The 18,315-nt window shown below is 62.3% G+C and carries 15 protein-coding genes; 14 read left to right on the top strand and 1 reads right to left on the bottom strand.

The annotated features are described in order from the left end of the window. Positions 1–75 precede the first annotated feature (75 nt). The gene (locus tag BM321_RS24405; RefSeq protein WP_003182142.1) at positions 76–273 is read left to right on the top strand and encodes a YbdD/YjiX family protein; all 198 of its coding nucleotides are present in this window, start codon (positions 76–78) and stop codon (positions 271–273) included. A 514-nt stretch (positions 274–787) separates the two neighbouring features. Here the strand turns inward: BM321_RS24405 and BM321_RS24400 are convergent. Continuing rightward, complete coding sequence (locus BM321_RS24400; protein WP_092445297.1) at positions 788–2,584, bottom strand: methyl-accepting chemotaxis protein; 1,797 nt, start codon at positions 2,582–2,584, stop codon at positions 788–790. A gap of 210 nt (positions 2,585–2,794) precedes the next feature. Here BM321_RS24400 and BM321_RS24395 point away from each other — a divergent pair, with 210 nt between their 5' ends. The 13 genes from BM321_RS24395 to BM321_RS24335 all read left to right on the top strand — a co-directional run bounded on the left by BM321_RS24395 (position 2,795) and on the right by BM321_RS24335 (position 18,290). Then, positions 2,795–4,921: a TonB-dependent siderophore receptor gene (locus BM321_RS24395; RefSeq protein WP_092445295.1), complete on the top strand. Its 2,127-nt coding sequence runs from the start codon at positions 2,795–2,797 to the stop codon at positions 4,919–4,921. Between the two features lie 719 nt (positions 4,922–5,640). Continuing rightward, a complete protein-coding gene (locus BM321_RS24390) occupies positions 5,641–7,050 on the top strand; it encodes a circularly permuted type 2 ATP-grasp protein (RefSeq protein WP_003201697.1) in 1,410 nt (469 codons plus the stop codon). A gap of 3 nt (positions 7,051–7,053) precedes the next feature. Beyond that, entirely contained in the window at positions 7,054–8,004 is a 951-nt protein-coding gene (locus BM321_RS24385) for an alpha-E domain-containing protein (protein WP_092330357.1), read from the top strand. Next, positions 8,001–8,798: a transglutaminase family protein gene (locus BM321_RS24380; RefSeq protein WP_072405718.1), complete on the top strand. Its 798-nt coding sequence runs from the start codon at positions 8,001–8,003 to the stop codon at positions 8,796–8,798. The genes BM321_RS24385 and BM321_RS24380 overlap by 4 nt, the downstream gene beginning before the upstream one ends. A 461-nt stretch (positions 8,799–9,259) precedes the next feature. Further along, positions 9,260–9,862, top strand: a complete 603-nt coding sequence (locus tag BM321_RS31395; protein WP_092330354.1) for a transposase — start codon at positions 9,260–9,262, stop codon at positions 9,860–9,862. A 68-nt stretch (positions 9,863–9,930) separates the two neighbouring features. After that, positions 9,931–11,493, top strand: coding sequence for a ShlB/FhaC/HecB family hemolysin secretion/activation protein (locus tag BM321_RS24370; protein ID WP_371856649.1), 1,563 nt, complete (start codon positions 9,931–9,933; stop codon positions 11,491–11,493). A gap of 17 nt (positions 11,494–11,510) precedes the next feature. Further along, a complete protein-coding gene (locus BM321_RS24365) occupies positions 11,511–13,310 on the top strand; it encodes a DUF2341 domain-containing protein (RefSeq protein ID WP_092445290.1) in 1,800 nt (599 codons plus the stop codon). Between the two features lie 10 nt (positions 13,311–13,320). Further along, positions 13,321–13,746 (top strand): ExbD/TolR family protein, encoded by a 426-nt coding sequence (locus BM321_RS24360; protein ID WP_003201710.1) that lies wholly within the window; start codon positions 13,321–13,323, stop codon positions 13,744–13,746. A gap of 2 nt (positions 13,747–13,748) precedes the next feature. Continuing rightward, positions 13,749–14,453 (top strand): energy transducer TonB family protein, encoded by a 705-nt coding sequence (locus BM321_RS24355; protein WP_092330347.1) that lies wholly within the window; start codon positions 13,749–13,751, stop codon positions 14,451–14,453. A 39-nt stretch (positions 14,454–14,492) separates the two neighbouring features. Beyond that, positions 14,493–16,184, top strand: a complete 1,692-nt coding sequence (locus tag BM321_RS24350; RefSeq protein ID WP_092445288.1) for a putative porin — start codon at positions 14,493–14,495, stop codon at positions 16,182–16,184. A 15-nt stretch (positions 16,185–16,199) separates the two neighbouring features. Further along, complete coding sequence (locus BM321_RS24345) at positions 16,200–16,847, top strand: DNA repair protein (RefSeq protein WP_092445286.1); 648 nt, start codon at positions 16,200–16,202, stop codon at positions 16,845–16,847. Between the two features lie 22 nt (positions 16,848–16,869). After that, on the top strand, positions 16,870–17,349 hold the full coding sequence (locus tag BM321_RS24340; RefSeq protein WP_092445283.1) for a YbjN domain-containing protein: 480 nt from the start codon (positions 16,870–16,872) through the stop codon (positions 17,347–17,349). Continuing rightward, the gene (locus BM321_RS24335; protein ID WP_092445281.1) at positions 17,346–18,290 is read left to right on the top strand and encodes a peptidylprolyl isomerase; all 945 of its coding nucleotides are present in this window, start codon (positions 17,346–17,348) and stop codon (positions 18,288–18,290) included. The genes BM321_RS24340 and BM321_RS24335 overlap by 4 nt, the downstream gene beginning before the upstream one ends. The last annotated feature ends 25 nt before the right edge of the window (positions 18,291–18,315 follow it).

Below are 18,315 nucleotides of genomic sequence, written 5' to 3'. Positions count from 1 at the left end.
TGGGGCACCAAGGAACGCACGGACAAGGAAGCGCCATTCCAGGCCCTGCCGGACGCTTGATAGAGGATTGCAACGATGTTCAATGACTTGAGTCGCCTGGGTAAATACCTCGGTCAGGCCGCCCGCCTGATGGTCGGCATGCCCGACTACGACAACTACGTCGAGCACATGCAAACCAAGCACCCGGACAAACCGATGATGGACTACGAGGCGTTCTTCCGCGAACGCCAGGAGGCCCGTTACGGCGGCAAGGGTGGGCCCAAGTGCTGTTGAACCGCTGATGCCCAGCGGATGATGTAACCCTTGTGGGAGCGGGCTTGCTCGCGATGGCGGAGTGTCAGTTGACGATGATGTCGACTGATCCGACGCCATCGCGAGCAAGCTCGCTCCCACAGTTGTTTTGGGGTGGTCTCAGGATGTACATACACCCCAGATCCCTTTGTGGGGTGGTCTCAGGATGTACATACACCCCAGATCCCTTTGTGGGGTGGCCTCAAGATGTGCATGCACCCCAGATCCCTTTGTGGGGTGGCCTCAAGATGTGCATGCACCCCAGATCCCTTTGTGGGGTGGCCTCAGGATGTGCATACACCCCAGATCCCTTTGTGGAGTGGCCTCAGGATTTGCATACACCACAGATCCCCTTGTGGGAGCGAGCTTGCTCGCGATGGCGGTGGATCAGCAGCATTGATGTTGACTGACACATCGCCATCGCGAGCAAGCTCGCTCCCACAGTTGTTTTCGGGGGAGTCTCAAGACGTGCATACATCCCTTTTTGAGCGCACCCTCACTTCGCCAACAACACCGCCGCATCGAAGCCCACCCGCAAATTGCCCCAATGGCGGCCGCCGAAGAAGAACGGTACGTCGATCTCGGTCATGATTTCCCCGGTATCGCGCAGGTAGGTCTGCAGCAGGAAGCGCTGAACGTTGCCTGCCGCGCGCAGGCCGACCGGGTCGTTGAAGACTCGCTTGTTGCGGCACACCGGCAAATCCACCGACCGGTCGCCGGTGGGCGGCTTGGAGACCCAGCTGTTGTTCACCGGGCAGTAGCCCTTGCTGTCGACAATGAACGAAACCTTGCCACCCGGCGTGCTGCGGGTGAGTTTGTCGCATTCTTCCTGGCACACCTGGGCAAAGCGTTCGGTGTAGCTGGCCATGTACTGCTTGGGATCGGTACCGGGAATCAGCTGGTAATTCTGATCGAACAAGTTCAGGCCTTCGCGTTGCAGCGCCTCCAGGCGGACCTGGAGCGTGTCGCGGCATTCGCTGGCGCGGGTAATGGCGGCATCCAGCTTGCCGTGGCCGAGCACGAAACGACCCAGCAACGCCTGGACCTTTTCGGCCACGCCGGACAGGTCGCGGGTGGCCGTTGCCGAATGCTGCATGCGCTGGTCGATCAACTGGCTGTCGGCATGAATCTGGGTCACCCGGTCGTTGATCCCGGTGTTGCTGTCGGCGAACTGCTGGATGTGGGTCGCGATGTCCGCCAGCTTGCCGTTGGTGGATTCGAAATCGACGATCATGCTTTCGAAATGGCCGGAGGCGCGTTCCACCACTTTCTGGGTTTCCCGGGCGCTGTGGCTGATCTGCGTGGTCTGCTCGTGGGTGGAGCTGACCTCCTCGAGCATGGCGTCGATGTTGCGCGAGATATCGTCGGTGGCCCGGCTGACATTCTGTGCCAAGGTGCGCACTTCATCGGCCACCACCGCGAAGCCACGGCCACTTTCGCCGGCCCGGGCGGCTTCGATGGCGGCATTGAGGGCCAGCAGGTTGGTCTGGGCAGAGATCTGCTGGATCAACCCGACAATCGACTTGATGCTCGAGGAACGCTGGTTCAAGGCGCTCACCAGGGTGGCAAACTCACTGAGGCTGCTGGAAATCTCACTGATGTTGCCGGTCACTTCCAGTAGCTCGGCGTAGGAGTCGCGGGCCATGCTCAGGTTCTGGGCGGTGGTGCTGGAGATGCCCTGGGTCTGGCGCGAGACTTCTTCGATGCGGCCCACGGCGGTGTTGCTCTGGTCCATCACTTCCTTGGCGAAGCGGGCCTGGTGGGTGGCGCTGTCGCTGGAGTCGCTGATGTTCTTCAGCGAGCGGGCCGACTCGACGGCGATGTGCACAGTCAGCGCCTGGACATTGCTGATGATCTCCCGCTGCTTGGCCAGGAATCGGTTGCAGGTGCTGGCCAGCACGCGGATCTCGTCGTGGGTCACCAGCGGCAGGTCCTTGGACAGGTCGCCTTCGCCGTTGGCGATTTCTTCCAGGGCCTTGGTCATGGCGGTGACGGGGCGCACGATGAGGTGGCGGAAATACCAGACCATGAAACTGATCATGCCCAGCGTCAGGACCGCGCCGAAGAGCAGGGCGTGGGTAAGACTGTCGAGCCGGCCTTCGATCTGCCCCAGCAAGGCACCGTCCAGCTGCGCGTTGCGCAACAACAGCAGGACCTCGGCGCGGGCGCTGACGGCCACCCAATAAAGCAAGCCACTGACCAGCACCAACAGGAAAAGACTCGACAGCTTTTTGGTGAGGGTATCGAAAAACTGCATTTCGATAGACGCGTACAAGTCCTTTAACGTCTGCATGCCGCTGCTCCTGGGCAAAAAAATCTCTTAATGGAATACATTCGACCGCGAGGGCCAAAGCTTTAGGGCGGTGGGGCGATTTGATATCACGTTGTGGGAGCGAACTTGCACAGAGGTTCGAGGCGATCATCATTTGATACAAGATATTTACTGGGAATGATTCTCAAAGTATATTTGCTCTCATTAACGTCCCTTCCATGAGTGCGCGTCTTGAATCGTCCCACCTCCCTCGCAAATCGCAACGTCTTCATCAAGTGTGTGTTGCCAACCCTGTCCTGCTGCTTCATTGCAAGCCCGTTGTGGGCACAGGACGCTGTTGAACTGCCGGCCACGGATATCCAGGGCAGTCGTGTCACTCAGGACGAGGGCTATACGGCGTCGCAAGCCAGCACGGCGAGCAAGAGCGATGTACCGATCAAGGAAGAGGCGCAGTCGATCAACGTGGTGACCCAGCAGACCTTGTCGGATTACCAGGTGCGTTCGTTGGATGATGCGATGAAGTTCGTCAGCGGCGTCAGCCAGGGCAATACCCTGGGCGGCTCGCGGGACTCGTTGGTCAAGCGCGGGTTCGGCACCAACGACGACGGCTCGATCCTGCGCGACGGCGTGCGTTCGAACCTGGGCCACAACTTCAGCGCCACCACCGACCGCGTCGAAGTGCTCAAGGGCCCGGCCTCGATGCTGTACGGCGCGCTGGAGCCCGGCGGCCTGATCAACGTCATCAGCAAGAAACCGGAATACACCCAAAGCACCACGCTGAGCGGCTCGGCCTACAGCGAAGGCGGTGGCACCATGGGCCTGGACACCACCGGGCCGCTGGGCGATACCGGCCTGGCCTATCGCCTGATTGCCGAGCGCGGCCACGAGGACTACTGGCGCAACTACGGCGTCAATGAGAGCACGCTGGTGGCGCCGTCCCTGGCTTGGACGGGTGAGCGGGCCTCGTTGAACCTGAGTTATGAGTACAACGAATACTCCAATCCGTTTGACCGGGGTACGGTGTTCACCAACGGGCATCCGGCGGATATCGACTACGACAAGCGCCTCGATGAGCCTTGGGCCAAGAGTGTCGGTATTCGCGAAACGGCGACGGCTCGGTTCGAGTATGAGTTGAGCGACGCGTGGAAAACGCGGATTACCTATGGCTGGAACAATGACCGGTACAGTCTTTCGATCGCTCAGCCCAACGCATTGACTGGCACTGCATTACGCCGGGCAGCCAACGGCGCCCATTACGATGATGAGACCCGTTACGCGAGCTGGGACTTCATCGGCAAACAAGAGCTGTTCGGCCAGCGCCATGACCTGTTGGTTGGCGTCGATAATCAAGTGTCCGATCAGTTTCGTGGCAAGACCTATCGCAACACCGCGCGAGGCGGTTTCGATATCACTGCCCCCGTCTATGGCAACCTGCCTGAGCCCAGCCTGGTCAGCGCCGCCCAAAGTGATCTGCGTAATCAGTTGAATTCGAGTTCGGTTTATCTCAAGGATAACTGGCATCTCGATGATCGTTGGATTGTAGTCTTGGGTGGCCGTTACCAGCATTATGACCAATATAGCGACCAGGGTCTGGGCAGCCGGTATGTGGTGAACCGCGACGACAACGGCGATGCTTTCGTGCCATTCCTGGGTCTGGTCTACAAGGCCACCGACGCGCTGTCGCTGTACGGTAACTACAGTCGCTCGTTCAAGCCGAACGATACCGTGGACGACGCTGGCAATACCTTCGATCCGGAAGAAGGCCGCAGCTATGAGGTGGGCGCCAAGTACGATCCTCTGCCAGGCTTGAACATCAACCTGGCACTGTTCGACATCGTGAAGAAAAACGTCGTGACATCCTCCACGGTCAATGGCGTGACCCTCTCGGAAGCCGCCGGCAAAGTCGGCTCCCAAGGCCTGGAGCTGGATATTACCGGGCGTCTGGCCGACCGCTGGGACCTGATCGGTACCTACGCCTACACTCACACGGAAATCCTCGACGACCCGGATGACGAAGGTCATCGCTTGGCCGATGCGCCGAAACACACCGCCAGCCTCTACCTGACCCACCACCTGAACGTGCCGGCCGAATTCGGCGCCTGGCACGCCGGTGCCGGCGCTCGCTATGTCGGCGAACGCGCCGCCAACAACGCCAACGATTTCTGGCTGAGCAGCTACACCGTCGCCGACGCCTTCTTGCGCTGGGAAGCACCGGTGATGGGGCACAAGACCTCGTTGCAATTGAACGTCGACAACCTGTTCGACAAGCAGTACTACCCGTCTTCCACGGGCAGCCAGTTGCAGGTCGCTGTCGGCGAGCCGCGTACCGCCAAGCTGAGCGCCAGCGTGACGTTCTGATTCTGCTGCACTGAAACACAAAAATGCCCGGGACCTGCGTCCCGGGCATTTTTTTGTGCGGCAGCCAGAGGCAACCTGCCCGCGACTTGAAGGAAGTGGTCTACGCTCCGTGCACAGGCATCTGATTGTTTCGGGTAACCCGCGACAGGTCACGAGGAAGTAGGCCCTTGGAAATCGCCAATGGTTCGATCGCTGCCCGGTCATGGATGAGCGGAGGTGGACGGTCTGGCTGCTTCAAGGTGGGGCGAGGGTATGAATCCGGTCATGTTCCTGCAACGTTGCAGTGCGTTGAGGTTCGCGCCACCTGGGGTTGTTCGCGGCGCCTGAAGGATCAACCGTGGACGAATGAGTAAAAACTTCCCTGTTGTGGGGCGCCGTTGTCCCATTTCACCTGCTCAAGGGCGGCTCAAGTTAGCGCTCGAGACAAAGGGCGCCAGCATTTAGGGTCATTCATGTCGCTGGATCGAAAAATAATTTCGCCTTTTTGCGGTTTTGCAATGCTTCTTCTATTAGTACGTGCCACCGTCACGCTTAGGCACACCCTTTGCTAAGTATTGAAAACCCGGCCTTTCAGGCCAGGACACACCATCCATGAAGAGCAACAGAGGGCAATCCCAGGACCGCACGCAATCAAGCAGGGTTTAAAGCAAGGCAAGGCCGAACCGTCGGAATGACGAAGTGATAAGAAATGCCGTGTAGAACGCGGCTGGGAGTTGGCTATGCCCCACGCTTTTTTTAATGAAATGTATGACGCAAAGGGTGACTGCCGCCCGCATTACCAAGCCTTCTCGCGCTGGCTGGCGGACACCCCGCTTGAACTGCTCGAGCAACGCCGCCGCGAAGCCGACCTGCTGTTCCATCGGGCCGGCATCACCTTCACCCTCTACGGGGACGAGCAGGGCACCGAGCGCCTGATCCCCTTCGATATCATTCCCCGCAGCATCAAGGCCAGCGAATGGCAGATGGTCGAGCGTGGCTGCATCCAGCGGGTCCAGGCCCTGAACATGTTCCTGGCCGACATCTACCATGGGCAGCACATCCTCAAGGAGGGGATCATCCCGCCCGAGCAGGTCCTGGCCAACGAGGGCTACCAGATCGCGATGCAGGGCCTGAACCTGCACCGGGGCATCTACGCCCATATCGCCGGTGTCGACCTGGTTCGCGACGGTGACGGCAGCTACTACGTGCTGGAAGACAACCTGCGCACGCCCAGCGGCGTGAGCTACATGCTCGAAGACCGCAAGATGATGATGCGCCTGTTCCCCGAGCTCTTCGCCGCCCAGCGCGTGGCCCCCATCGATCATTACCCGAACCTGCTGCTCGACACCCTCAAGAGCTCAAGCCCCCTGGAAAACCCCACTGCCGTGGTGCTGACGCCGGGACGCTTCAACAGTGCCTATTTCGAACACGCCTTCCTGGCCCGTGAAATGGGCGTGGAACTGGTGGAGGGGGCCGATCTGTTCGTGCGGGACGACCACGTGTACATGCGCACCACCGCCGGCCCTCGACAGGTGGACGTGATTTATCGTCGCCTTGACGATGCCTACCTCGACCCGCTGTCGTTCAATCCCGATTCGATGCTGGGCGTGCCCGGGCTGATTGCTGTTTACCGTGCGGGCAACGTGGTGCTGGCGAACGCGGTCGGCACAGGCGTGGCCGACGACAAGTCGATCTACCCTTACGTCGACGAAATGATCCGCTTCTACCTCACCGAAGAACCGATCCTGAAGAACGTGCCCACCTGGCAGTGTCGCAAGCCCCAGGACCTGTCCCATGTGTTGGCCAACCTGCCGGATCTGGTGGTCAAGGAAACCCAGGGCTCCGGCGGCTACGGCATGCTGGTGGGGCCGGCCGCCAGCGCGGCGGAGATCGAAGATTTCCGCGCACGCCTCAAGGCCCGTCCCGAAGCCTATATCGCCCAGCCGACCTTGAGCCTGTCCACGTGCCCGACCTTTGTCGAAAGCGGTATCGCGCCGCGCCACATCGACCTGCGTCCGTTCGTGCTGTCGGGCAAGGAAACGCGCCTGGTGCCCGGCGGGCTGACCCGCGTGGCGCTGCGCGAAGGCTCGCTGGTGGTGAACTCGTCCCAGGGCGGCGGCACCAAAGACACTTGGGTAGTAGAGGACTAAGACATGCTTTCAAGAACTGCTTCGGACCTCTATTGGATGTCCCGCTACCTGGAGCGCGCCGAGAACCTGGCGCGCATGCTCGAAGTCAGTTATTCGCTGTCGCTGATGCCCCAGGCCGGACGCAGCGATGGCCATGCCGAGCTGGCGATGTCGCTGCTGGCGGCCGGTACGCTGGACGACTACAACGACCGTTATGACGCCCTCAACACCGAGCGCATGCTGCATTTCTTCGCCCTGGACGAAACCAACCCCGGCAGTATCTATAGCTGCCTGCGAGCCGCGCGGACCAATGCCCATGCCGTGCGCGGGCGCATCACCGCCGACATGTGGGAAAACATCAACGCCACCTGGCTGGAAATGCGCAACATCGCCAGCAATGGCCTGGGGCGCTACGGCATCAGCCATTTCTGCGAGTGGGTCAAGGAGCGTTCGCACCTGTTCCGTGGCGCGACATCGGGCACCATCATGCGCAACGATGCCTATTGTTTCATCCGCCTGGGGACCTTCATCGAACGGGCCGACAACACCCTGCGCCTGCTGGATGCTCGCTATGAAATGTTCGGCGAGGAATCGGAGGAGGTCAGCGACAACTCGGCCCGTGGCTATTACCAGTGGAGTGCGTTGTTGCGCGCGTTGTCTTCGTTCGAGGCGTTCAACGAGATCTACCGCAACGCGCCCAATGCCGAGCAAGTGTCCGAGATGTTGCTGTTGCGGGCCGACGTCCCACGCTCGCTGCATGCCTGTATCGAGGAGCTGGACCATATCCTTGCCAGCTTGCCGGGCAACAATGGCCGGCCGGCACAACGCTTGGCCGCCGAGCTGAATGCGCGCCTGCGCTATTCCGGGATCGACGAAATCCTGGCGTCGGGCCTGCATCAATGGCTGACCGACCTGATTGGTCAGATCCGCCACTTGGGCCAGACCGTCCATGAGTCTTACCTGGAGGTCGTATGAAACTGTCCATACGCCACGACACGACTTACAGCTACGCCGATGAAGTCTGCACCAGCATCCAGTTCCTGCGCCTGACGCCTCGGGACACTCAGCGCCAGCGCATCCTGGAGTGGCATCTGGAACTGCCGCGACTGGTGCGCAGCCAGATTGACCCCTATGGCAACATTCTCCACGTGATGACCATGGACGAGCCCCACGGTGCCTTGGTGCTGACGGCGTATGGTGAGGTGGAAATCCATCAGTCCATCGCGATGGAACCGGATTCTCAGTCACCGCTGCCGTTTCTGCGCACCAGCCGCCTCACCCAGGCGGATGAGACCCTCAGCGCCTTCGCCGTCGAACAATGCGCCGGCCGGCGTGATCGTTCGGCCTTGACCGACTTGATGAACGGCCTGGCGGCGCGGATGCCCTACAGCCCCGGCACAACAGCGGTCAACAGCACCGCCGCCGAGGCGTTTGCCGGTGGAACGGGGGTTTGCCAGGACCATACCCACGCCTTCCTGGCCTGCGCGCGCAGCCTGGGTATTCCAGCGCGCTATGTTTCCGGCTATCTGTGCACCGAAGATGAAAGCCATCTGGCAAGCCACGCCTGGGCCGAAGCCTGGCTGGACGATGGCTGGTACAGCTTCGACGTGACCAACCGCCTGACCCTTCCCGATCGCCACCTGAAACTGGCGATCGGCCTGGACTACCTCGACGCCTGTCCGGTACGCGGCATGCGCCGGGGTGGTGGGGCGGAACAGATGCAGGCGCGGGTGCAGGTGAGTTCAATGGTGCAGGTGCAACACCAATAAAGGCACAGGCCTCCTCGCCAATACCGAGCTCCCACACTGGAATGGGGGGGACACACACCCTGTCTCCACCCGAGAACCTCTGTGGGAGCCGAGCTTGCTCGCGATGACGGCTGCCCGTTCGACATCACCGCCAACAGACCCACCGCTATCGCGAGCAAGCTCGCTCCCACACTGGAATGGGGGGGACACAAACCCTGTGTCCACCCGAGAACCCCTGTGGGAGCCGAGCTTGCTCGCGATGACGGCTGCCCAGCTGGCATCCCCGCCAACAGACCCACCGCCATCGCGAGCAAGCTCGCACACAAAAAGCTCACTCCCTTCTTACCCTCCAAAATGAAGCTTTCATGACAAAAGTTCGGTAGCACATCGCCATTCCCGTCATGCCTGTGTGACGTGTTCGAGGGGACCTTTCAGGTCGTTTGGAGCCGGGGCGCGAAGCCGGGAGTGAGGCGATGGGGACTATGGAACGTTATTCGAAAGTGGGCATGCAGGAGCTTGACCAGCGGCTGTCGAAGATCGTCGAGGCGGCGCGCAAGCAGCCGGTCTCGGTGTATCGCTACGGCGCGCCGTGGGTCTGGATCGTTTCCCAGGATGACTGGCAGGGCGCGCTCAAGGAAGTGTCCAGCTACATTCCACAAGGTCATTCACTGGTCTTGCTGCGTCCGCAGATCGATGACCTGCTGGATGACCATCGCGACGTGCTGCAGGGCCTCAACGCCGGTGCCCAGATGCTGATCGCACCGCAAACCGCCATGCACATCCTCCTGCTGCAACTGCTCTATTCGGTGCCCAGCGAGCAGCAACTCTACGAACAACTCAATTACAACCTGCTGTTCCGCTGGTTCGTCGGCCTGGACCTGAACCAGAAGGTCTGGAGCTTCAACGTCCTGAGTAAAGACCTCGCCACACTGCTGGGCGATGCGCGGGCGGTGCGGCTCATCGAGAAAATCATCGGTGAAGTGTTCTGTGGCGCCTTGCTGCAAATGCCGGAGTTCTCCTTGAACTTCGCGCTTCTGCACACCTGGCTGGCCCGGCATGCCACGACATCGACCATAAGCAATTGAGCCGTACTTTGAATTCAGGGGGTGGTGTGGAGCATTTCTTCAAATCGCGGCCGGCGCTGTGGGGCTGGCTGCTGCTGGCGGTCGGGGGGCCGTCGGCCTTTGCCGCCGAAGGCGGGCAGGCGGCCGAAGCGGTGCCGACGCGCCTGGTGGACGTGAACGAGTACTTCGTGCGCGGCAACACCGTGCTCGATGCCCGGGCCATCGAGGAAGCGGTGTACCCGTTCCTGGGGCCGCAAAAGGCCTTGAGCGACATCGAGGGCGCCCGGGAAGCCCTGCAAAAAGCCTATCAGGCCCGCGGTTATCAATCGGTATTCGTCGAGCTGCCAGAGCAGAAAGTCGAAGACGGCATCGTCTACCTGCAAGTCAGCGAGACCAAGATCGGTCGGGTGCGCGTGGTCGGGGCCAAGCATTATTCGCCCGTTGAAATCCGTGAAGACGTGCCGGCGCTGAAGGAAGACGAGGTACCCGATTTCGCCCGGGTCCAGGCAGAGCTGGCGCAGTTGAACAAGACCCCGGGACGCCAGGTCATGCCGCTGGTGCGCGAAGGCCAGCGCCCCGGGACCATGGACGTGGATTTGCAAGTCCAGGACCAGGACCCCTGGCAAGCCAGCCTGGGGCTGAACAACGACTACAGTGCCGACACCGAAAAGCTGCGCACGGTCGCCAGCCTGGGCTACAACAACCTTTGGCAACTGGGGCACAGCGTTTCGCTGACCTTCTTCACCGCGCCCCAGGACACCGAAAACGCCAAGGTCTGGTCGGGTTCCTACACCGCGCCGCTGAGCGAACGCTGGAGTGTGCAGTTCTCGGGGTACCAATCCGACAGCAACGTGGCGACCGTCGGCGGCAGTAACGTGTTGGGCAAAGGGCATTCCTACGGGGTGTCGGCGATCTACAGCCTGCCGTCCATGGGGGCGTGGGCCAACAGCTTTTCGGTCGGGGTGGATTTCAAGGACTTCGAGGAAGAGCTGAACCTGGGTGGTGCCAGTGACAAGGCGCCACTCAAGTACGCGCCGTTCACCTTCGCCTATAACGGTTTCCGCTACACCGAGAACAGCCAGTTGGGCCTCGGCCTGAGCCTGGTGGCGGGTACCCGGAGCCTGCTGGGCTACGGCAGCTCCGACGAAGAGTTCGACTACAAGCGCTATCGCGCCAGCCCCAGCTTCGCGGTGCTCAAGGGCGACGGCAATTACACTTTCACCTTCGGCAACGACTGGCAGACCGCCTCCAAGGCCGCCTTCCAACTGGCCTCCGGGCCGTTGGTTTCCAACGAGCAATTCTCCGCCGGTGGTGCCACCTCGGTGCGCGGCTACCTGGCTGCCGAGCGCACCGGCGACGACGGCTACCTGCTGTCCCAGGAACTGCGTACCCCATCCCTGGCCAAGTTCCTCGGCAGTTATGTCCAGGAGTGGCGCTTCTATGCCTTCGCCGAAGGCGCGCAGCTGTATCTGCGTGACGAACTGCCCGACCAGGACGCCGACTACAGCCTCGCCAGCGTCGGCCTCGGCACCCGCGCGAGCCTGAGCAAATGGCTGTCCGGCAGCCTCGACTGGGGCTATCCGCTGCTCGAAGGGCCGAACACCTCGAAACAGGAATCGCGCCTGCACTTCAACCTGCAAGCGACGTTTTGAACCCAGGAGTCATGTCCATGCAACGCTTATTGTTATCCCTGTTTATCTGCCTGGGGCTGGTGCTTCCGGCGACCGCCAACGCCTGGTGGCAGGACGACTGGCACTATCGCAAACAGATTTCGGTGGACACCACGCCCCAGGGCGCCGCCATCGCCCAGGCCTTGGGCCGCACCGCGTTGCTGGTGCGCTTGCACACCGGCAACTTCACCTTCGACGGGGTCAAGGACGACGGCTCGGACTTGCGTTTCGTCAGTGCCGACGACAAGACCGTGCTCAATCACCAGATCGAAAGCTTCGACCCGCTGATGGGCATGGCGCTGATCTGGGTCGACGTGCCGAGCGTGGAGGGCGGTCAGCGCCAGGACGTGTGGATGTATTACGGCAACCAGAAGGCGCCGGCCACGAGCAGCGGCCAGTTGACCTTCGACCCGGACTACACCGCGCTGTACCACTTCGACGGCGCCACCGGCGTACCGCCCCGGGACACCACGGCCTACGGCAACAATGCCCAGGGCGCGACCGGTGTGAGCATCGACGGCGTGATCGGACGGGCCTTGCAGTTCAACGGCCAGCCGTTGTTGTTGCCGGCCAGTGCGTCGTTGCAACACAGTGCCGGCGCGGCGTTCACCTTCAGCACCTGGCTGCGCCAGGACCAGGCCAGTGGCGAACAAGTGCTCCTGGCCCGTCGCGAAGCCGCCACCAGCCTGTTGGTTGGGGTCAATCAGGGTGTGCCGTTCGTAGCGATCAATGACCAGCGCGCGGTCTCGACCCAGCCGCTTAACCCCGGTCAGTGGCAGCACCTGGCGTTGACCGCCTCGGGCGACCGGGTCGTGCTGTACGTCAACGGGCGTGAGACCGCGAGCCTGGCGGTGGCGATGCCGGCATTCAATTCGCCGATCGCCCTGGGTGCCGATGTCTCCGCCGGAGCCTTCGCGCCTTTCAGCGGCGCCATGGACGAAGCGCGCCTGTCCAAGGTGGCTCGCCCGGCGCCGTTGCTGTTGGCCGACGCCAATGCCCAGGGCGCCGAATCGAAACTGGTGGCCTACGGCGTCGATGAAGAGCAGTCCGGCTTCGGTTTCGGCAGCCTGGGGTTCCTGCTCAACGCCGTGCCGCTCGACGCTTGGGTGATCATCGGGGTGCTGGTGCTGATGATGTTCCAGTCGTGGATCATCATGATCCGCAAGAACCGCATGGTCAGCCGCCTCCGTGCCGCCAACGAAGCCTTCCGCGAGCAGTTCGCCAAGATCGGCACGCGTCTGGAAATGTTCGCCGACGACCAGGACCTCGCCCAGCGCCTGCAACATTCATCGCTGTGGCGCTTGTACTTGGTGGCCGTCAAGGAAATCCGCACCCGCCGTGAGCAGGGCGCGGACACCTCGTCGGTGTCAGCGGCCACCATCGAAGCGATCCGGTGCTCGATGGATGGCGTGCGCACCCGCGAGAACCAGGCGCTGAGTTCGAAGCTCTCGACCCTGTCCAACGCCATCGCCGGCGGGCCGTACATCGGCCTGCTCGGCACTGTGCTGGGGATCATGGTGGTGTTCCTCGGCACGGCCATGGCCGGCGACGTGAACATCAACGCTATCGCCCCGGGCATGGCCGCGGCATTGCTCGCCACGGCCATGGGGCTGTTTGTCGCGATCCCGGCGTTGTTTGGCTACAACCGCCTGATCACCCGTAACAAGGAAGTCAGCGCCGACATGCGGGTCTTTGTCGACGAGTTCATCACGCGCCTGGCGGAGATGCACGGCGAAGGCCAGTCCGGTGAAGCGGCGCATCGTCGCGGTCATCACGTCCAATCGTCCGTACCGGCCTGAGGGAGTCGCCATGGCTAGCGTAAACGCTTCACACGATGACGACGATGATGCAGCGGTCGACAGCATCAACATCACGCCGCTGGTGGATGTGCTCATGGTGGTGCTGGTGATGTTCATCCTCACGGCCACGGCCCAGGTGTCAGGTATCCAGATCAACCTGCCCAAGGCCAGTGCCTCGGTGTCGTTGTCCGAGGCCAAGACCAAGGCGATTTCGGTGAACGATGGCGGGCAGGTGTTCCTCGATGCCTACCCGGTGACCCTGGCCGAGCTGGAAGAGCGCCTGCGCATCGAAAAGGCGCAGAGCCCGGACTTCCCGGTGATCGTGCGTGGCGACGCGACGGTGCAGTACCAGAAAGTCATTGAAGTGCTGGATCTGTTGCGGCGCCTGGAACTGTCCCAGGTCGGTCTCGTGACCGGCAAACCGAGCCAGGGCTGATCATGACCGCCAGACTTCCCATCGATCCGCCCCCGGTGAAGACTTCGCCGCTGCGCCTGCTCAAGTGGGCCGCCGGCCTGCTGCTGGGCGCCGTCGCGGCCTGGCTGCTGTGGCAGTGGGCCAATGACATGAGTGGCGTGCGCCGCGAAGCCCCGAAGGTGCCGACCATCATCCCGCTGCCGCCTCCGCCCCCACCTCCGCCGGAGAAGCCCAAGGAGCCGGAACCCCAGGTCGAGGAGAAAGTGGTCGAGCCAGAGCCGACCCCGGAACCCGAAGAGGTCAAGCCCGAGGAAGAGGCGCCGCCGTCGCCGGTGGATGACCTGGCGAACCCGATGCAAATGGACGGCGATGCCCAGTCCGGCAACGACGCGTTCAACATCGGTGCCGGCAAGGGCGGCGGCATGGCCGGGGCAGGGGGCGGACGCCTGGGCAATGGCACCTACAGCCAGTTCCTGGCGTTCACCTTCCAGCGCTTGCTGCGGGAAAACCCCGACCTGCGCAGCCTGGCGTTCTCGCTGCAGGCCGATGTCTGGCTCAGTGCCGTGGGCGAAATCACCCGGGTCGAGCTGGTCAAGTCCAGCGGCAACCGGCAGGTGGATGAGCAAGTGATTTCCGCCCTGCGTGCCGCGCCCCATTTGAGTGAACGGCCACCGGCCTCCCTGACGTTGCCCGTGCGCCTGTCCTTGCAGGGGCGGCGGCCGGGTTAACCGACTATTTGAAAGTTTGCCAACAGGAGTTGTGTGCAGATGATTTCCAATGTGAATCGATTGTCGTGGGCGATCGGCCTGGTGGCCCTGAGCCTGGCCGGCCACGCGGCCGCCGCTGCGGCGCCTTCGGAAAACGCCACGATCAATCTGATCCGCCTGCTGGTGCAGCAGGGCGTGTTGAAACAGGACCAGGCCGATGGCTTGATCGCCCAGGCCGAGCGGGAAGCCGTGCAGGCCCGCCAAGCCGCCACGGCAGTCGCCGCAACGCCGGTCGGTGCGCCGGGGGACGTGCGGGTGCAATACGTGCCGAACATTGTGCGTGAGCAGATCCGCGACCAGGTCAAGGCCGAAGTCATGGCCACCGCCAAGCAGGAAAACTGGGCCCAGCCCAACACCTTCCCGGATTGGGTCTCACGCATCAGTTTCGATGGCGACATTCGCTTGCGGGACGAGTCGCGCTATTACTCCGGCACCAACAGCAACGAAATCGTCGATTTCGCCCGGCTCAATGACAAGGGGCCTTACGACGTCAACCCCAACAGCAGTTCCAGCCTGCCGCCGTTGCTCAATACCCGCGAAGACCGGGAAAACCTGTTCCGCCTGCGTGCCCGCCTGGGCATGAAGGCCGTGATCGCCCCGCAATGGACGGCGGGCATCCGCATCGGCACCGGCTCGGACAACAACCCGGTGTCCACCACCCAGACCCTCGGCGGCGGCTTTGGCAAAAAAGACATCTGGCTCGACCAGGGCTACCTGACCTGGATGCCCTCGGACGAGTTGACCTTGACCGGCGGGCGTTTCGCCAACCCGTTTTTCTCCACCGACCTGTTGTATTCCGGCGACCTGAACTTCGATGGCGTGGCGGCGAATTTCAACCACAAGCTCAATCAGGACTGGGGCGTGTTCGGCACCGTCGGCGCGTTCCCGGTGGAGTACACCAACGACACCAGCACCAGCAATGGCAGCGACAAGGAAGAGAGCGACAACAAGTGGCTGTACGGTGCGCAACTGGGGGCCAACTGGGCCATCAACGACAGCAACCGGATCAAGGGCGCGTTGGCCTATTACCGCTTCGACGACATCGAAGGCCAGCGTTCCTCGCCGTGCCAGCCCTGGGCCGGTGATCCAGGCTGTGACAGCGACGGTTCGCGGGTGGCGTTCATGCAGAAGGGCAACACCGTGTTCCTGCTGCGCGACATCACGCCCAACCCCCTCAACCCGTCGACCACGCCACAGCCGCAATACGTCGGCCTGGCCTCGGAGTTCAACCTGCTGGACCTGAACTTCGCGTGGGACACCGATCTGCCTGAAGACCTGAAACTGCGCAGCCAGGCCCACTACGTCCACAACCTGGGCTACGACGAAGGCGAGATGCGCAAGCGCTCCGCGGGGCAGTTCGCCAACAACCTGGACAGCGATGGCGAGGTGGAAAGCGGCGCCAACGCCTGGATGCTCCAGTTCACCCTTGGCAACTCCCTGGAACTCAAGCGCGAAGGCGACTGGAACCTGTTCGCCGGCTACAAGTACATCCAGCCGGACGCCTTGCCGGACGGCTTCAACGATTCGTCATTCCATCTGGGTGGCACCAACGCCAAGGGTTATTTCCTGGGCGGCAACTATGGCCTGGCGAGCAACGTCTTCGCCACCGGTCGTTGGTTGAGTTCCGAAGCGGTGTACGGCGCGCCGTACGACATCGATGTCTTGCAGCTTGAAATCAACACGCGCTTCTAAGCGCAGGGAGGTCTCATGAAAAGGCGTGCCATCTACCAATGTCCGGCCGCGTTACTGGTGCTGGGCCTGCTTCTGAGCGGCGGCGCCCACGGCGAAGGCCTGGAAGAACGCCTGCGGGCGCAACTGCGCAGCACCACCGCCCAGTTGCAAACCTTGCAAAGCGAACAGGCCCAGGCCAGTGCCGCCCGGCAGGCCGCGGAGAGCCAGGCCAAGGAGGCCCAGGCGCAGATCAAGCAATTGACCGCGCAATTGAACAAGGCCCAGGCCCTGAATGAGCAACTGGCCGGGCATCAGCAAAACCTGCAAAGCCAGGCCCAGGCCCAGGTGGCGGCCAGCAACGAGCAAATGGGCAAGTTCAAGAAAGCCTACGACGAACTGCTGGTCCTGGCTCGCGGCAAAGAGGCCGAGCGCGCGCGTCTGGAGGCGCAATTGACCGAGCGTGACACACAAGTGCAGCAATGTTCGGTCAAGAATCAGCAGATGTACGAAGTCGCCAAGACGCTACTGCATGCCTACGAAACCATTGATGTGACCGACATCGTGAAGATCCGCCAGCCGTTCGCGGCCAAGGCCCGGGTGCGTTTCGAAGAGCTGGCCCAAGGGTTCGGCGATGATCTCTACAAGAACCGTTTCGATGCGCCCCAGGCCTCGATCACTCACTGAACAGAACAAGGATGAATCGAACATGACCTCAATGATTGAAAACGTCGGTGCGAAATCCCTGACCGAGTTGTTGCAGGCCGCAGGTTATCGGGTCAACGAAACCGAGCAGAACGGCATTGTGCAACTGCTCAGTGCCAGCCAGGGCATCGGCTTTGCCGTGCGATTCGGCAATCCGGCGGCGACGGCGGGCCAATACCTGGATTTCACCTTCAGCTGTGCCTTGCGGGTGCAGGGCCAATTGCCGGACGGGTTGGCAGAACGGTGGAACGCCTCGCGACGTTTTGCCCGGTTGTCGTTGCAAGGCGAATTCCTGGTGATGGAAATGGACGTCGTGGTTGCGGCGGGCGTGAGTGCCGATCATCTGCGCAGTCATCTGGAACTGTGGGATCGCCTGTTGCAGGAATTCATTGTCTACCTGCGTGAGTACAGCCAGAACGCGGCGCGGGCGCAAACCCCGGCCGAGCCCGTCGAGGCGCCGTTGGAGGAGGCCGTCGCATCGTGAAAAAGCCGACCTTCGTCATCAGCGCCGCGGCGCTGGGGCTGATCGCCGTGGCGCTGGTGCTGGGCCTGCGGCCGGGCAGCGATCCGGTCGCCGCGGTGCAGACCGCCAGCGTTGTGTCGGCCGACTCGCCGAGTTTGGCCCGATTGGGCAACCAGCAGGTCAGCCCCGAAGAGCTCAAGACCTTGCTGGCCGCACTGGCGCCCGAGGTTCGTCAGCAAATGCGGGGTAATCGGGCTGCGCTGGAGGGCTGGATCCGTGCTCGCCTGGCGGAAAAAGCCGTGTTGGAGCAGGCCGATGCCCAGGGTTGGCGCCAGCGGCCCGAGGTGGAGCGGCAGACACGAGCGGCGGCCGAGCAGATTGTGTTTCGCGATTACTTGCAGTCGGTCAGTCAGGTGCCGGCCGGCTATCCCAGTGAAGATGAGTTGAAACAGGCTTACGAGGCCGGGAAAGCCAACTGGACCGCGCCGGCATTGTACCGTGTCAGTCAGATTTTCCTGGCAGCCAGCGAGCCGCAAACCGTGGAAGCGGTGCGCCGGCAAGCGCTGGAGTTGAGCAAGAAAGCCCAGGCCTCACCCGCTGAGTTCGGCGCCCTGGCCAGTCGTTTTTCCCAGGACCGCACCAGTGCCGAGCGCGGCGGTGACAGTGGTTATCAGCCGTTGCAGCAACTGGTGCCGCCGGTGCGCGAGGCCGTGGCACGCTTGAAGGTCGGCGCGGTATCGGACCCGGTGCAGAGCCCGGCAGGGTTCCATGTCATCAAACTCACCGAGCAACAACCGGCCCGAGAGGCGACCCTGGACGAAGTCCGCGAACGCCTGACCCAGGCCCTGCGTGCCCAGCGCCAGGAACAGATCGCCAAGGCGTACCTGGACGGCATGCTCGACACGGCGACGTTGAGCATCGATGGCGCGCAGTTGAGCAAGGTGTTGGAGGAGGGGCTCTAGCCCAGGCTTTGTTTGATGTGAACAC

The sequence above is a fragment of the Pseudomonas sp. NFIX10 genome (genome assembly GCF_900111955.1).
GTDB classification, from domain to species: domain Bacteria; phylum Pseudomonadota; class Gammaproteobacteria; order Pseudomonadales; family Pseudomonadaceae; genus Aquipseudomonas; species Aquipseudomonas fluorescens_AA.
Note: the sequence above shows the minus strand (reverse complement) of the source record. Positions and strands in the feature narration are given on the sequence as shown.

Excerpts from the sequence above, each read along its gene's own strand:
- BM321_RS24405 (WP_003182142.1), top strand. The coding sequence starts at position 76 with ATGTTCAATGACTTGAGTCGCCTGGGTAAATACCTCGGTCAGGCCGCC.
- BM321_RS24400 (WP_092445297.1), bottom strand. The coding sequence starts at position 2,584 with ATGCAGACGTTAAAGGACTTGTACGCGTCTATCGAAATGCAGTTTTTC.
- BM321_RS24390 (WP_003201697.1), top strand. The coding sequence starts at position 5,641 with ATGCCCCACGCTTTTTTTAATGAAATGTATGACGCAAAGGGTGACTGC.
- BM321_RS24385 (WP_092330357.1), top strand. The coding sequence starts at position 7,054 with ATGCTTTCAAGAACTGCTTCGGACCTCTATTGGATGTCCCGCTACCTG.
- BM321_RS24380 (WP_072405718.1), top strand. The coding sequence starts at position 8,001 with ATGAAACTGTCCATACGCCACGACACGACTTACAGCTACGCCGATGAA.
- BM321_RS31395 (WP_092330354.1), top strand. The coding sequence starts at position 9,260 with ATGGAACGTTATTCGAAAGTGGGCATGCAGGAGCTTGACCAGCGGCTG.
- BM321_RS24365 (WP_092445290.1), top strand. The coding sequence starts at position 11,511 with ATGCAACGCTTATTGTTATCCCTGTTTATCTGCCTGGGGCTGGTGCTT.
- BM321_RS24360 (WP_003201710.1), top strand. The coding sequence starts at position 13,321 with ATGGCTAGCGTAAACGCTTCACACGATGACGACGATGATGCAGCGGTC.
- BM321_RS24355 (WP_092330347.1), top strand. The coding sequence starts at position 13,749 with ATGACCGCCAGACTTCCCATCGATCCGCCCCCGGTGAAGACTTCGCCG.
- BM321_RS24350 (WP_092445288.1), top strand. The coding sequence starts at position 14,493 with ATGATTTCCAATGTGAATCGATTGTCGTGGGCGATCGGCCTGGTGGCC.
- BM321_RS24345 (WP_092445286.1), top strand. The coding sequence starts at position 16,200 with ATGAAAAGGCGTGCCATCTACCAATGTCCGGCCGCGTTACTGGTGCTG.
- BM321_RS24340 (WP_092445283.1), top strand. The coding sequence starts at position 16,870 with ATGACCTCAATGATTGAAAACGTCGGTGCGAAATCCCTGACCGAGTTG.